This is a genomic window from Gulosibacter sp. 10 (assembly GCF_900163695.1).
Lineage (GTDB): Bacteria > Actinomycetota > Actinomycetes > Actinomycetales > Microbacteriaceae > Gulosibacter.
On sequence record NZ_FUIC01000008.1, the window covers coordinates 57,112 to 69,818 of the forward strand.

At 70.3% G+C, this 12,707-nt stretch carries 14 protein-coding genes; 7 read left to right on the top strand and 7 right to left on the bottom strand.

Annotated elements, in window-relative coordinates:
* The first annotated feature begins 32 nt into the window (after positions 1 to 32).
* Positions 33 to 722, top strand: coding sequence for a 3'-5' exonuclease (locus FM112_RS02755; protein ID WP_176386636.1), 690 nt, complete (start codon positions 33 to 35; stop codon positions 720 to 722).
* On the opposite strand, the gene FM112_RS02760 is transcribed toward FM112_RS02755, so the two are convergent.
* From FM112_RS02760 to glgA, 4 genes are all read right to left on the bottom strand, one after another.
* A complete protein-coding gene (locus FM112_RS02760) occupies positions 719 to 2,152 on the bottom strand; it encodes an amino acid permease (RefSeq protein WP_087003113.1) in 1,434 nt (477 codons plus the stop codon). The two genes, FM112_RS02755 and FM112_RS02760, sit on opposite strands and share 4 nt — an antisense overlap.
* A gap of 117 nt (positions 2,153 to 2,269) precedes the next feature.
* On the bottom strand, positions 2,270 to 2,524 hold the full coding sequence (locus tag FM112_RS02765; RefSeq protein ID WP_087003116.1) for a type B 50S ribosomal protein L31: 255 nt from the start codon (positions 2,522 to 2,524) through the stop codon (positions 2,270 to 2,272).
* Between the two features lie 162 nt (positions 2,525 to 2,686).
* A complete protein-coding gene (locus tag FM112_RS02770; RefSeq protein WP_087003121.1) occupies positions 2,687 to 3,472 on the bottom strand; it encodes an ABC transporter ATP-binding protein in 786 nt (261 codons plus the stop codon).
* A gap of 63 nt (positions 3,473 to 3,535) precedes the next feature.
* On the bottom strand, positions 3,536 to 4,720 hold the full coding sequence (gene glgA / locus FM112_RS02775) for a glycogen synthase (protein ID WP_087003124.1): 1,185 nt from the start codon (positions 4,718 to 4,720) through the stop codon (positions 3,536 to 3,538).
* Between the two features lie 62 nt (positions 4,721 to 4,782).
* Between glgA and FM112_RS02780 the strand changes: the two genes are divergently transcribed.
* Positions 4,783 to 6,030, top strand: coding sequence for a glucose-1-phosphate adenylyltransferase (locus tag FM112_RS02780; RefSeq protein ID WP_087003127.1), 1,248 nt, complete (start codon positions 4,783 to 4,785; stop codon positions 6,028 to 6,030).
* Positions 6,027 to 6,725: a phosphoserine phosphatase SerB gene (serB, locus tag FM112_RS02785; protein ID WP_087003130.1), complete on the top strand. Its 699-nt coding sequence runs from the start codon at positions 6,027 to 6,029 to the stop codon at positions 6,723 to 6,725. Before FM112_RS02780 ends, serB begins: the two co-directional genes overlap by 4 nt.
* 67 nt (positions 6,726 to 6,792) lie before the next feature.
* Here serB and fabG read toward each other — a convergent pair whose 3' ends face one another.
* Positions 6,793 to 7,506 (bottom strand): 3-oxoacyl-ACP reductase FabG, encoded by a 714-nt coding sequence (gene fabG / locus FM112_RS02790; RefSeq protein WP_087003133.1) that lies wholly within the window; start codon positions 7,504 to 7,506, stop codon positions 6,793 to 6,795.
* An 87-nt stretch (positions 7,507 to 7,593) separates the two neighbouring features.
* Here fabG and FM112_RS02795 point away from each other — a divergent pair, with 87 nt between their 5' ends.
* From FM112_RS02795 to FM112_RS02810, 4 genes are read left to right on the top strand one after another with little or no spacing between them, the layout of a single operon-like run.
* On the top strand, positions 7,594 to 7,959 hold the full coding sequence (locus FM112_RS02795; RefSeq protein WP_087003136.1) for a DUF3099 domain-containing protein: 366 nt from the start codon (positions 7,594 to 7,596) through the stop codon (positions 7,957 to 7,959).
* Positions 7,956 to 8,228: a hypothetical protein gene (locus FM112_RS02800; RefSeq protein ID WP_369678157.1), complete on the top strand. Its 273-nt coding sequence runs from the start codon at positions 7,956 to 7,958 to the stop codon at positions 8,226 to 8,228. The genes FM112_RS02795 and FM112_RS02800 overlap by 4 nt, the downstream gene beginning before the upstream one ends.
* A complete protein-coding gene (locus FM112_RS02805; protein ID WP_254910342.1) occupies positions 8,225 to 9,100 on the top strand; it encodes an SURF1 family protein in 876 nt (291 codons plus the stop codon). Before FM112_RS02800 ends, FM112_RS02805 begins: the two co-directional genes overlap by 4 nt.
* A 43-nt stretch (positions 9,101 to 9,143) precedes the next feature.
* Positions 9,144 to 10,412, top strand: coding sequence for a glutaminase (locus tag FM112_RS02810; protein WP_087003139.1), 1,269 nt, complete (start codon positions 9,144 to 9,146; stop codon positions 10,410 to 10,412).
* 18 nt (positions 10,413 to 10,430) lie between these two features.
* Here the strand turns inward: FM112_RS02810 and FM112_RS02815 are convergent, their stop codons facing one another.
* Both FM112_RS02815 and FM112_RS02820 read right to left on the bottom strand, forming a co-directional pair.
* A complete protein-coding gene (locus FM112_RS02815) occupies positions 10,431 to 12,032 on the bottom strand; it encodes an ABC-F family ATP-binding cassette domain-containing protein (RefSeq protein ID WP_087003142.1) in 1,602 nt (533 codons plus the stop codon).
* Between the two features lie 92 nt (positions 12,033 to 12,124).
* On the bottom strand, positions 12,125 to 12,679 hold the full coding sequence (locus tag FM112_RS02820) for a TetR/AcrR family transcriptional regulator (protein ID WP_087003145.1): 555 nt from the start codon (positions 12,677 to 12,679) through the stop codon (positions 12,125 to 12,127).
* Between the last annotated feature and the right edge of the window lie 28 nt (positions 12,680 to 12,707).

Sequence of the window (12,707 nt, forward strand, 5' to 3'; positions counted from 1 at the left end):
GCGCAGGAATCCGTCGACCGAGGAAGCAGCTGATGACCTGGACCGATCGCATCGCCGTGTTCGATACCGAGACCACGGGGGTGGATCCCGCGCAGGCGCGGCTGGTCACGGCCTTCGTCGGCCTGCTCGACGCGGAGGGCGAGCTCGAGCGCGGAAGCGACTGGCTCGCCGATCCCGGCGTCGAGATCCCCGAGCGGGCCGCCGCCGTGCACGGGATCACGACCGAGATCGCCCGCGCGGAGGGCGCCCCGATCGCCGAGGTGCTGCAGAAGATCGCCGACTCGCTCGCCTGGATCGCCCGGCACGGCATCGCGCTCGTGATCTACAACGCCCCCTACGACCTGACGCTGTTCGAGGCGGAGTGCCGCCGGCACGGCGTCGAGCCGCCGCAGTTGGGCCCCCAGGTGGTGGACCCGCTTGTGATCGACCGGGCGGTGGACAAGTACCGCAGGGGCAAGCGCACGCTCACCGATACCGCCGCGGTGTACGAGGTCGAGCTCATGGATGCGCACGACGCGGCCTCCGATTCGCTCGCGGCGGGACGGGTGGCGCTGGCGCTGGCGCGCCGGTACCCCGAGCAGGTCGCGATCCCCCTGGACGCCCTGCACGAGCAGCAGGTCCGATGGGCCCGCGAGCAGGCGGAGGACTTCCAGGCGTACATGCGCCGCACCAAGGATCCGGAGTTCGTCGCGGAGGGCGACTGGCCGGTCCGTCCGAGCTAGCGCTCCCCCTCGGAGGCGCTGCTCGACCGGCCCGGCCGGACCGCGGCAACGTACACGAGCGACATGAGGGCGATGAAGGCGACGCCCACGATCAGGGCCGTGTGATACGCGGGCTGCCACACCATGATGCCGAAGGTGAAGAGGATGAAGGCGATCGCGAAGTACTGCCCGTAGGGCCAGAAGGGCACCGGGAAGGCGAGCTCCGCGGCCTCGGCCTTCGACATCCCCCGGCGCGAGGCGACGTGCGCGAGCAGGATCATGAGCCAGACGAAGATCGTCGCGAACGTGGCGAGGGCCGCGACGATCGTGAAGACCTCGTCCGGCAGCGCGTAGTTGAGGACCACGCCGACGACGAGGACCAGGAGCAGCGCGATCGTCGTCATGACCGGCACCCCGCGCACGGTCCTCGCGAATCCCCTCGGCGCCAGGCGCTCCCGCGCCATGCCGGCGATGACCCTGCCGGCGCCGAACAGGTCGGCGTTGATCGCGGAGAGCGCGGCGGTGATCACGACGACGTTGAGCAGCGCCGCGGCCCAGTTGAAGCCGAGCGTGTCGAAGATCTGCACGAACGGCGATTCCTCGCCCGTGATGCTGCGCCACGGGTTGAGCATCAGGATGATCAGGATCGCGAGCACGTAGAAGAGCAGGATGCGCACCGGCACGGTGTTCACGGCCTTCGGCACCGCCTGCTCGGGGTGCTCGGCCTCGGCGCCCGCGACGCCGATGATCTCGGTGCCGCCGAAGGCGAACAGGACGAGGATGAAGGCGGAGATCATGCCGCCCGCCCCGTTCGGGAAGAAGCCGCCGTCCGCCCAGAGGTTCGCCGGTCCGGAGGCCTCCGCGCCGCCGAGCCCGAAGGCGAGGATCGCGGCCCCGCCGAGGATCATGGCGACCACGGCGGCGACCTTCACGATCGTGAACACGAACTCGAGCTCCCCGAACCAGCGCACGCTCGCGAGGTTCGCGGCGCCCACGATCAGCAGCGTCGCCGCCACCCAGACCCACTGATCCGTGTCGGGGAACCACAGCCGCATGTAGATCGCGATGGCCGTGAGGTCCGCGAGGCACACGATAATCATCTCGAACGCGAACGTCCAGCCGGTGAGGTAGCCGGCCCAGCCGCCGAGGAAGCGGCGCGCGTACTCGGCGAAGGAGCCCGTGACGGGCATCCGGACCGCCAGCTCCCCCAGCCCGCGCAGCATGAAGTAGACGACCGCGCCGCCGAGCAGGTAGACGAGCAGCACCGAGGGCCCCGCCGCCTGGATGGCGCCCGCCGAGCCGTAGAAGAGGCCCGTGCCGATCGCCGAGCCGAGGGCGATGAAGTGGATGTGCCGCGTGCGCAGGCCGATGCCGCTCCGCCGGGCGGCCGCCGGTGCCGCCGGCGGCCTCGTGCCGGACGCGGAGCGGGGTTCGTCTGCGGTGTCGTTCATGGGCGTGGGCTCGTTTCCTTCCCGGTCCCCCGGATTCCGCCCGGCGTTCCTCCCTCCGCCGGACACGGCACGAGGTCCGGCGCTCGACGGAGCACCGGACCTCGTGAAGCGCTGAGGCTAGTTCTTCTTGCCGAACTTCGCGTAGCGGTTCTTGAACTTCTCGACGCGGCCGGCCGAGTCCATGATGCGCTGCTTGCCGGTGTAGAACGGGTGCGAGGCGCTCGAGATCTCGACGTCCACGACCGGGTAGGTCGCGCCCTCGAACTCGATGGTCTTCTCGGACTTCACCGTCGAACGGGTGAGGAACTTCTCACCCGAGGCGAGGTCATTGAACACCACGTAGTCGTAGTCGGGGTGGATGTTTGCCTTCATCGGGTTTCCTTCTGCGAAAAGTCGATTGGTTATGAACGAATGTCCAGGCTCTGCGACAGCACGACAACGGCCTGGAAAGCCAAGAGACGAGTCTAGCACGGGGTGCGCGTGGCGCCGAGGAGGGCTCGACCGCGCAGTCCCGGCGTGTCGCCCCGGCCCCTTCTAGTACTCGGCGCGCGCCGAGTAGCGGCCGTCCCGCTGCTCGAGCGCGAGCCGCACGCCGAAGGCCTCGGAGAGGTTCGCGGCGGTGATCGTCTCGGCGATCGGCCCGGCCGCGACGGCGCGCCCCTCCCGGAGGAGCATCGCGTGCGTCATGCCCACGGGGATCTCCTCCACGTGGTGGGTGACCATCGCGATCGCGGGCGCGAACTCGCTCGCCGCGTAGGCCGAGAGCGAGCGGAGCAGCCCCTCCCGGGACCCGAGGTCGAGGGAGGCGCTCGGCTCGTCGAGCAGCAGGAGCTCGGGGTCCGTCATGACCGCCCGGGCGATCATCGCGCGCTTGCGCTCGCCGTCCGAGAGCGTGCCGAACGTGCGGTCGGCGAGCTCCGCGAGCTGCCACTCCGCGAGGACCGTGTCGGCCTGCGCGTCGTCGATCTCGTCGTACTCCTCGTTCCAGCGACCGGTCACGGCGTACCCGGCGGTGAGCACCATGTCCCGGACCGTCTCGGCCTCCGGGATGCGCCGGGCCATCGCGGTGGAGGCCAGGCCGATGCTCGGCCGCAGATCGAACACGTTCGTCCTGCCGAGCTGCTCGCCGAGGATCGAGACCGTGCCCGAGGTCGGATGCATCTGCGCCGATGCGAGGGCGAGGAGCGTGGACTTGCCCGCGCCGTTGGGACCGAGCACCACCCAGCGGTCGCGCTCGTCGACGCTCCAGTCGATGCCATCGAGGATTGGGCGCCCGGATCGGACCACGCCGACGCCCTGGAACTTCACGACTTCTGCCATGGCTCGAGGCTACCGCCAACGGGCCGGCCGGGCGCGCGCACGCGCCGCGGCCCGCGTCCTCGGCTAGATGAGTTCCCGGTAGAGCGCCTGGGTCTGCTTCGAGATGCGGGCCCAGGTGAACTCGCGCTCGACCCGCGCCCGCCCCGCGCGCCCGTACTCGGCGGCCCGCTCCGGATCCGCGAGGACCTCGCCAAGCGCGGCCGCCAGGTCGGCGACGAACCTGTCGGGGTCGATGGGCGTGCCGGTGCCGTCCTGCACCTGCTCGATCGGGACGATCCGCCCCGTGACGCCGTCCTCGACGACCTCGGGGATGCCGCCGGTGCCGGAGCCGACCACGGCGGTGCCGCAGCTCATGGCCTCGAGGTTCACGATGCCGAGCGGCTCGTACACCGAGGGGCAGACGAAGACGTCGGCCGCGGTGAGCAGCGCCATGATCTTGGGGCGGGGCAGGTGCTCGGAGATCCAGTGCACCGCTCCCCCGCGCTCCTCGCGCAGCCGGTCCACGAGCTCGCGCACCTCGGCCTCGATCTCCTTGGTGTCCGGCGCACCGGCGCACAGCACCACCTGCACCTCGGCCGGCAGCTCGCGCAGCGCCCGCAGCAGGTACGGCAGGCCCTTCTGCCGGGTGATGCGGCCCACGAAGATGACCGTGGGGGCGTCCGGGTCGATGCCGAGCGCGCGCACCGCGTCCGGGTCGTCCGTCGGCCGCCACTCGTCGATGTCGATGCCGTTGTAGATCGTCACGACCTTCTCGGGGTCGAGGTCGGGATAGCTGCGGAGGATGTCCTCCCGCATGCCGTTCGACACCGCGATCACCCGGTCGGCGTTGAGATAGGCATCCCGCTCCATCCAGCTCGAGAGCCGGTAGCCCCCGCCGAGCTGCTCCGCTTTCCACGGGCGCAGCGGCTCGAGGGAATGCGCCGAGACGACGTGCGGGATGCCGTGAAGGAATTTCGCGATATTGCCTGCCTGATTCGCATACCAGGTGTGCGAATGGACGAGATCTGCACCCTCAACGTCGTTCGCGATGCGCAAATCGGTACCGAGGAAGCCGAGGGCGGCATTCGCGCCGACGAGGTCCGCGGGCACGTCGTAGGCGAAGGTGCCCTCCTCGTCGCGCGGGCCGCCGAAGCAGCGGACGCGGACGTCGATGTCCTGCCGCATCGCTCGAACCAGCTCGGTGACGTGCACCCCCGCTCCTCCATAGACCTCGGGCGGATACTCGCGGGAAATCACGTCGATCTTCATAGCTGCACAATACGTGAGAATTCCTACGGATTCGGTCCGCATTCCTGACTTACGATGTGGTTATGGCACAGGCGCAGAAAAAAGTCTTTGGAATTGTTTTGGCAGGCGGCGAAGGCAAGCGCCTCATGCCGCTCACGGCCGACCGGGCGAAACCCGCGGTCCCCTTCGCGGGGCAGTACCGGCTCATCGATTTCGCCCTCGCGAACCTGATGAACTCGGGGCTCGACAAGATCGTCGTGCTCACGCAGTACAAGTCGCATTCGCTCGACCGGCACATCTCGCAGACCTGGCGGCTGCCGGCGATCCTCGGCTCGTACGTGTCGAGCGTGCCGGCCCAGCAGCGCCGCGGCAAGCACTGGTTCTCCGGCTCCGCGGACGCGATCTTCCAGTCGCTCAACCTCATCCAGGACGAGAAGCCCGACATCGTCGTCGTGGTGGGCGCGGATCACGTCTACCGCATGGACTTCTCGCAGATGGTGCAGCAGCACATCGAGTCCGGCAAGGGCGCCACCGTCGCGGCGATCCGACAGCCCATCGAGATGTCCACCTCCTTCGGCGTCATCGACTCGGACCCCGAGGACCCGACGCGCATCCGGCAGTTCCTCGAGAAGCCCGAGAGCGTCGAGGGGCTCCCCGACAGCCCGCACGAGATCCTCGCGTCGATGGGCAACTACGTCTTCGACGCGGACAAGCTCGTCGACCATGTGACCCGGGACGCCGACGACGACACCTCGAAGCACGACATGGGCGGCGACATCATCCCCGCCTTCGTGGCCGAGGACGACTGCGGCGTCTACGACTTCATCAACAACGACGTACCGGGCTCCACGCCGCGCGACCGCGAGTACTGGCGGGACGTCGGCACCATCGACTCGTTCTTCGACGCCCACATGGACCTCATCGCGACGCTGCCGATCTTCAACCTCTACAACGAGCAGTGGCCGATCATGTCGCAGCAGCTCAACTCGCCGCCCGCGAAGTTCGTGCGCGACGGCCGCGGCTCGACCGGCACGATGATCGACTCGATCATCTCGCTCGGCTCGGTCATCAACGGCGCGCACGTCGAGCGCTCCGTGCTCGGCCCGTGGACCAGGGTGATGTCGGGGGCGCTCGTCGTGGACTCCGTGACCTTCGACCGGGTCGAGGTGCAGCCGGGCGCCGTGGTTCGGCGCGCGATCCTCGACAAGAACGTCGTGGTGCGCGAGGGCGCCTCCGTGGGCGAGAACGCGGAGCTCGACCGGGCCCGCGGCTTCACGGTCACCCCCACCGGCATCACCGTCGTGCCGAAGAACGCGGTGGTCGAGGCATGAGCGGTGCGCGGTTCGCGCTGAAGCCCAAGCACGGGGAGGGCGTCGTCACCGGCGGCGCGGGCTTCCTCGTGGTGCTCGACGTCGACTCGACGCTCATCGAGGACGAGGTCATCGAGCTCGTCGCCGACTACGCCGGCGTGCGGGACCGCGTCGCCGACGTCACGGAGCGGGCGATGCGCGGGGAGCTCGACTTCGAGGGCAGCCTCCGCGAACGCGTCGCACTCCTCGCGGGGGTCTCGCTCGAGGAGGTCGCGGAGGTGCGCCGCCGCATCCGCGTCACCGCGGGGGTGCCCGAGATGATCGAGGCCGTGCACGCGGGCGGCGGCCGGGTCGGTGCCGTCTCCGGCGGCTTCCACGAGATCCTCGATCCGCTGGCCGCCGATCTCGGCCTCGACCTGTGGCGGGCCAACCGCTTCGAATCGGATGCCGCGGGGCGCCTCACCGGGCGGGTATCGGGGCCGATCATCGGCCGGGAGGCGAAGGCCCACACGCTCCGCAGCTGGGCGCAGTCGCTCGACGTGCCGATGGAGCGCACCGTGGCGGTGGGCGACGGGGCGAACGACCTCGGGATGATGGCGATCGCGGGCCTGTCCGTGGCCTTCGACGCGAAGCCGGTCGTGCGGGAGCGGGCCTCGGTCGTGCTCCGCGATCGCGACATGACGGCGCTGCTGCCGCTGCTCGGCCTGCGGGGCTGAGCCTTCGCCCGACGAGGACGGGGCGGGGACCGACGTCGGTCCCCGCCCCGTCCTCGTCTCGGTTCGGCTAGTGGCCCATGCCCAGGCCGCCGTCGACGGGGATCACGGCGCCCGAGATGTAGCCCGCCTCGTCGGACGCGAGCCAGCGCACGGTCTTCGCGACCTCGTCCACCTGCCCGAAGCGCCCCGCGGGGATCGAGGCGAGGTACTGCCGCTGCGTCTCCTCGGGCAGCACGGCGGTCATCTCGGTCTCGATGAAGCCGGGCGCCACGACGTTCGCCGTGAGGTTGCGCGCGCCGAGCTCGCGCGTCAGCGAGCGGGCGATGCCCACGAGGCCGGCCTTCGAGGCGGCGTAGTTGATCTGCCCCGGCGACCCGTACAGCCCCACCACCGAGGACAGCAGCACGACCCGGCCGAACCGCGACTTGAGCATCCCCTTCGAGGCCCGCTTGATCACGCGGAACGCGCCGGTGAGGTTCGTGTCGACCACGCTCGTGAAGTCGTCCTCGCCCATGCGCAGCAGGAGCCCGTCCTTGGTGACGCCGGCATTCGCCACGACGACCTCGACGGGGCCGTACTCCGCCTCGACGGCCGAGAACGCGGCGTCCACCGAGGCGGAGTCGGTCACGTCGGCGGCGACCGTCAGCGCCCCCTCCGGCCCGCCCTCGCCGGAGCGGGAGGTGACCGCGACCCGGTGCCCGGCGGCCAGGAATTCCTCGGCGATGGCCCGACCGATGCCTCGGTTCCCGCCCGTGATCAGCACCGTGCGCTGCGTTGTCATGAAGCTCCTTCGAGAAGATGTGCAGTTCTGGCCATGGTACTGGCCGCGGAGTAGTCTTGAACCGTCGAATGGAGCGAGTCACCCGTCATGCCTAGGCAAGTGCCCAACATCACGTCGATCGAAGAGTCGGCGGAAGAGGAGCGTCGGCATCGCACCCGGCAGTACCTCATCACCATGGCGATCCGCACGGCGTGCCTGCTCCTCATGGTCTTCGTCCGCGGCCCCTGGCTGTGGGTCTGCGCCGCCGGCGCGATCTTCCTCCCGCTCATCGCCGTGATGTACGCGAATCACGCCCGGCAGCGGAGGCTCGTGCCGATCGAGCGCCCGGAGGCCGGCGCCGTCGAGGTGCGCCGCGATCCGGTGTCGGCGGATGCCTGGTACCGGGCCGCGGATGCGGACGAGGACGCCGAGCCGAGCGCCCCGGGCGAGTCCGGGGAGAGGGAGGAACGATGAGTTCAGGCGAGTTCGACCTGCGCAGCCGCCTCGGCGGCTATCTGCCCGCCGAGTCCACGGTGCCCGCATGCTCGCGGGCCGGCTGCGAACAACCCGCCGCGACGCGCATCGAATGGCGCAATCCGCGCATCCACGACGTCGAGCGTATTAAGATCTGGTTGGCCTGCGAGGAGCATCTCGACTTCCTCCTCGGCTTCCTCTCCAATCGAGATTTCCCCGTGCGCACCAGCAGCGTGCACGACCCAGTGAACGAGGCCCCGATCCAGTGACACGCGGTTCCGAGCAGACCAAGCCCCGCGCCGGCTGGCGGTTCCTCCTCTCGCGACGATGGCTGAGCTACCTGGCGCTGCTCGTCGTGTTCGCCATCGCGTGCGGATTCCTGTCCTCGTGGCAGTTCGACCGGCGCGAGCAGCGCGTGGACCAGAACAACCTGGTGGCGAACAACTTCGACGCCGAGCCCGTGCCCGTGGGCGAGGCCCTGCCCTCGCTGGACGCCTTCGACCCCCAGCAGGAGTGGCTGCCCGTACTGCTCGAGGGCGAGTACCTCGCGGACGAGGAGCTCCTCGTCCGCGCCCGCCCGCGCGACGGCATGCCCGGGTTCGAGATCCTCACCCCGCTGCTGACCGAGGACGGCACGGTGTTCGTCGTGAACCGCGGCTGGATCCCGACCGGCTCCGATCAGGACCACCCCGACGCCGTCCCCGAGGCCCCGACCGGTCACGTGACCGTCTCAGCCCGCCTCAAGCCCGGCGAGCCCGAGATCCCGGGGCGCGGCGCCCCCGAGGGGCAGATCGCGACCATCCACCTGCCCGCGATCGCCGAGTCCCTGGGCGCCGACCGCACCTACACCGGGGCCTACGGGCTGCTGCGCCAGGAGTCGCCGGCCGCGGAGACCGGCGCGCTCGTCCCCAGACCCGAGCCGACCGAGGGCAATCACCTCAGCTACGCGGTGCAGTGGATCATCTTCGCGATCATCGCGGCGGTGGGCCTCGTGGTGGGCGTGCGAGCCGAGTTCCGGGAGCGCAACGAGGACGATCCGCGCGTGATCGCCGCCGAGGAGCGCCGCCGCGCCCGGGCGGCGAAGGCGAGGAAGACCGAGGCCGAGATCGAGGACGAGCTCATCGACGCGCAGCTGCGCTGATCGATCGCGGCGCGCTGCGCAGCACGACGAAGGGAGGCGCGCCGTGCGCACACCGGTTCCGGAGTATCTCCACGAGATCCTCGAATCCTGCCGCGGGAACACCGGCGGCGAGGTCGCCACCTACATCCCCGAGCTGGGCCAGACCGACCCGGATCTCTTCGGCATCGCCATGTGCACGCCCGCGGGCACCGTCTACTCGACGGGCGACGCCGACGCGCCGTTCACGATCCAGTCGGCCTCGAAGCCGTTCGTCTACGCCGTCGCGCTGCGGGAGCGCGGCCTCGACGTCGTCAACTTCCACGTGGACGTCGAGCCCAGCGGCGACCCCTTCAACGAGATGTCCGTCGACTCGGAGACCGGCAAGCCGAGCAACCCCATGATCAACATGGGGGCCATCACGACCCATTGCCTCGTCGGCGACTCCGGCCTCTCCCCCATGGAGCGCTCGGAGATCGTGCGGCGCGAGCTCTCGCGCTTCGCCGGCCGGGAGCTCTCCGTGAACGAGACCGTGCTCGAGAGCGAGTTCAAGCACCGCTACCGGAACGTGGCGCTCGCCTCGATGGCGCGCAGCAACGGCTTCATCCTGCTCGAGCCCGACGACGCCGTGTGGGGCTACACGCGGCAGAGCGCGATCGTGGTCACGGCCCGGGACCTCGCCGTGATGGCCATGACCCTCGCGAACGGCGGGGTCAACCCGCTGACCCTCGAGCAGGTCGTCCCGCAGTGGGTGTGCCGCCAGGTGCTCAGCGTGATGGCGACGTGCGGGATGTACGACTCCGCCGGCGACTGGCTCTCGAACATCGGCATCCCCGCGAAGAGCGGCGTCGGCGGAGGCATCCTCGGGGCACTGCCCGGCCAGGTGGGGATCGGCACGTTCTCGCCCCGGCTCGACCAGCACGGCAACAGCGTGCGGGGTGTGGAGGCCTGCGAGCGGCTCTCCCGGCAGCTCGGCCTGCACCTCATGGAGCTGCCCGCGCCCTCGATCGACGCGATCGGCCAGCAGAGCACCACCGAATCGGGCGCGGTGCTCGTGGCGCTGCAGGGAGCGCTCACCTTCCCCTCCGGCGAGCTCATGCTCCGCCGCTTCGAGGAGATCCCGATGGGAGGCGACGAGATCGTGGTCGATCTCACGCTGGTGCCGAGCATCAACGTGGTCGGCGACCGGATGCTGCGGGAGGGACTGCGCCGCCTCGGCCGCGACGGGCACGAGGTGACGCTCATCGACCCGTACGAGCGGATCCCCAACCCGGTCGCGCACGACCGCTCCGAGATCCCCGTGGTCGACGATCTCGAGACCTACGAGGAGGCCTGATCCGGAGCGCCCGGGGCCTCAGCTCATCTCGATGAGCTCGAAGTACTCGGGGTTCCAGTGGTCCTCGACCGCATCGGGCATGATCAGCACGCGCTCGGGGTTGAGGGCCGCCACCGCGCCCTCGTCGTGCGAGACGAGGATGACCGCGCCCTCGTAGTGGGAGAGCGCGTCGAGGATCTGCTCGCGCGAGACCGGATCGAGGTTGTTCGTCGGCTCGTCGAGGAGCAGCACGTTGGCGCTCGAGACCACGAGCATCGCCAGCGCGAGCCGGGTCTTCTCCCCGCCCGACAGGACGCCCGCGGGCTTGTCCACGTCGTCGCCCGAGAAGAGGAACGAGCCCAGCACCTTGCGCGCCTCGGTCTCGGTGAGGTGCTGGGAGACCCGCATCATGTTCGCCTTCACCGTGGCGTCCACGTCGAGGGTCTCGTGCTCCTGGGCGTAATAGCCGACGCGCAGCCCGTGGCCGGGCACGATCTCCCCCGTGTCCGCGTCGTCCACGCCCGCGAGGATGCGCAGCAGCGTGGTCTTGCCGGCGCCGTTGAGCCCCAGCACGACGACGCGCGAGCCGCGGTCGATCGCGAGGTCGACGCCCGTGAAGATCTCGAGCGAGCCGTAGGACTTCGACAGGCCCGTCGCCTGGATGGGCGTCTTGCCCACGGGCGCGGGCGTCGGGAAGCGCAGCTTCGCGACGCGATCCTGCTGGCGCACCTCCTCGAGCGAGCCGAGCATGCGGTCCGCCCGGCGCTGCATCTGGTGGGCGGCAGCGGCCTTCGTGGCCTTCGCTCCGAAGCGCGCGGCCTGCTGCTGGAGCACGGAAGCCTTCTTCTCGATGTTCGCGCGCTCCTTCTTGCGCCGCTCCTCGTCCGCCTCGCGCTGGCGCTGGTACTGCTTCCACCCCATGTTGTAGACGTCGATGACCTGGCGGTTCGCGTCGAGGTAGAACACGCGGTTCACGGTGTCGCCGACGAGCTCGACGTCGTGCGAGATCACGATGAGCCCGCCCCGGTAGCCCTTGAGGAAGTCGCGCAGCCACACGACCGAGTCGAGGTCGAGGTGGTTCGTGGGTTCGTCGAGGATCATGGTGTCCGCATCTGAGAACAGGATGCGCGCGAGCTCGATCCGGCGGCGCTGCCCGCCCGAGAGCGTCTTCAGCGGCTGGCTGAGGATGCGATCCGGCAGGTTCAGGTTCGAGGCGATCGCCGCCGCCTCCGACTCCGCCGCGTACCCGCCCAGCGTCACGAACTCGTCGTCGAGGCGGGAGTAGCGGCGCATCGCGCGGTCCCGCTCCGAGTCCGTGGCGGCCTCCGCCATAGCGGTCGCCGCGGCGGCGAGCCGATCGCGCACGGAGCCGAGCCCGCGGGCGTCGAGGATGCGGTTGCGGGCCGTCTGCTCGGGATCCCCGGAGCGGGGGTCCTGCGGCAGGTAGCCGATCTCGCCGGAGCGCTCGATGCGGCCGTCGGTGGGGAGCGTCCAGCCGGCGAGCACCTTGGTGAGCGTGGTCTTCCCCGCGCCGTTGCGGCCGACGAGGCCGACCTTGTCGCCGTTCGAGACGCGGAAGTCCACGCCGCTCATGAGGGTGCGCGCTCCCACGGTGATTTCGAGATCGTGGACGGCTAGCACGGGGCGTACTCCTCAGAACGCGGGAACGGACAACCTTGCCATGGTAGCAATCGGCGCCCGGCACGGGAACCCCGGTGCGCCCGGACCGGCTCTCAGGCTCCGCCGAGCAGCCGGTCGAGCCCCGCCCGGAAGGTGCGCGCATCGGCGCTGACCCTGCTCTCGCTCATCGCCACGCCGAGTCGCTCCGCCTGGCGCCGCTGCTGCTCGTGCGACACGTGGCCGAGGCAGTAGTGCACGAGCGCGGTGGCGAGCAGCGCCGCCTCGGCCTCCTCCCGGCCCTGCCCGATGAGCGCGGCGCGGAAGCCCTCGTAGGCGCGGTCGGCGCCAAGCCCCAGCGCGATCGTGCTGATGACGACCTCGGCCCCGTCGGTGACGGACAGCATCGAATCGCGGAACCGCTCCGCGAGGGCGCGGGGCGCGGCGGGCGCACCGCCCTCCCCCACCGGCTCGATGATCCGGTCGGCCACGGCGGCCAGCAGCTCCTGCTTGTTCGGGTAGTGCCAGTAGAGGGCGCTGGGCTGCACGTCGAGCTCCCGGCCGATCGCGCGCATCGTGAGGTTGGGCAGCCCCTCGCGGTCGAGCAGCGCCACGGCGGCCGTGACGATGTCCTCGCGCGATCGTCGCGGCTGCCTCGCGGTTCCGCCCATGCGCGCCTCCTCCGAGCTGCGAATCCTC

Excerpts from the sequence above, each read along its gene's own strand:
- FM112_RS02760 (WP_087003113.1), bottom strand. The coding sequence starts at position 2,152 with ATGAACGACACCGCAGACGAACCCCGCTCCGCGTCCGGCACGAGGCCG.
- FM112_RS02795 (WP_087003136.1), top strand. The coding sequence starts at position 7,594 with ATGCCTAGGCAAGTGCCCAACATCACGTCGATCGAAGAGTCGGCGGAA.
- FM112_RS02820 (WP_087003145.1), bottom strand. The coding sequence starts at position 12,679 with ATGGGCGGAACCGCGAGGCAGCCGCGACGATCGCGCGAGGACATCGTC.
- FM112_RS02770 (WP_087003121.1), bottom strand. The coding sequence starts at position 3,472 with ATGGCAGAAGTCGTGAAGTTCCAGGGCGTCGGCGTGGTCCGATCCGGG.
- glgA (WP_087003124.1), bottom strand. The coding sequence starts at position 4,720 with ATGAAGATCGACGTGATTTCCCGCGAGTATCCGCCCGAGGTCTATGGA.
- FM112_RS02765 (WP_087003116.1), bottom strand. The coding sequence starts at position 2,524 with ATGAAGGCAAACATCCACCCCGACTACGACTACGTGGTGTTCAATGAC.
- FM112_RS02755 (WP_176386636.1), top strand. The coding sequence starts at position 33 with ATGACCTGGACCGATCGCATCGCCGTGTTCGATACCGAGACCACGGGG.
- FM112_RS02800 (WP_369678157.1), top strand. The coding sequence starts at position 7,956 with ATGAGTTCAGGCGAGTTCGACCTGCGCAGCCGCCTCGGCGGCTATCTG.
- FM112_RS02780 (WP_087003127.1), top strand. The coding sequence starts at position 4,783 with ATGGCACAGGCGCAGAAAAAAGTCTTTGGAATTGTTTTGGCAGGCGGC.
- serB (WP_087003130.1), top strand. The coding sequence starts at position 6,027 with ATGAGCGGTGCGCGGTTCGCGCTGAAGCCCAAGCACGGGGAGGGCGTC.
- fabG (WP_087003133.1), bottom strand. The coding sequence starts at position 7,506 with ATGACAACGCAGCGCACGGTGCTGATCACGGGCGGGAACCGAGGCATC.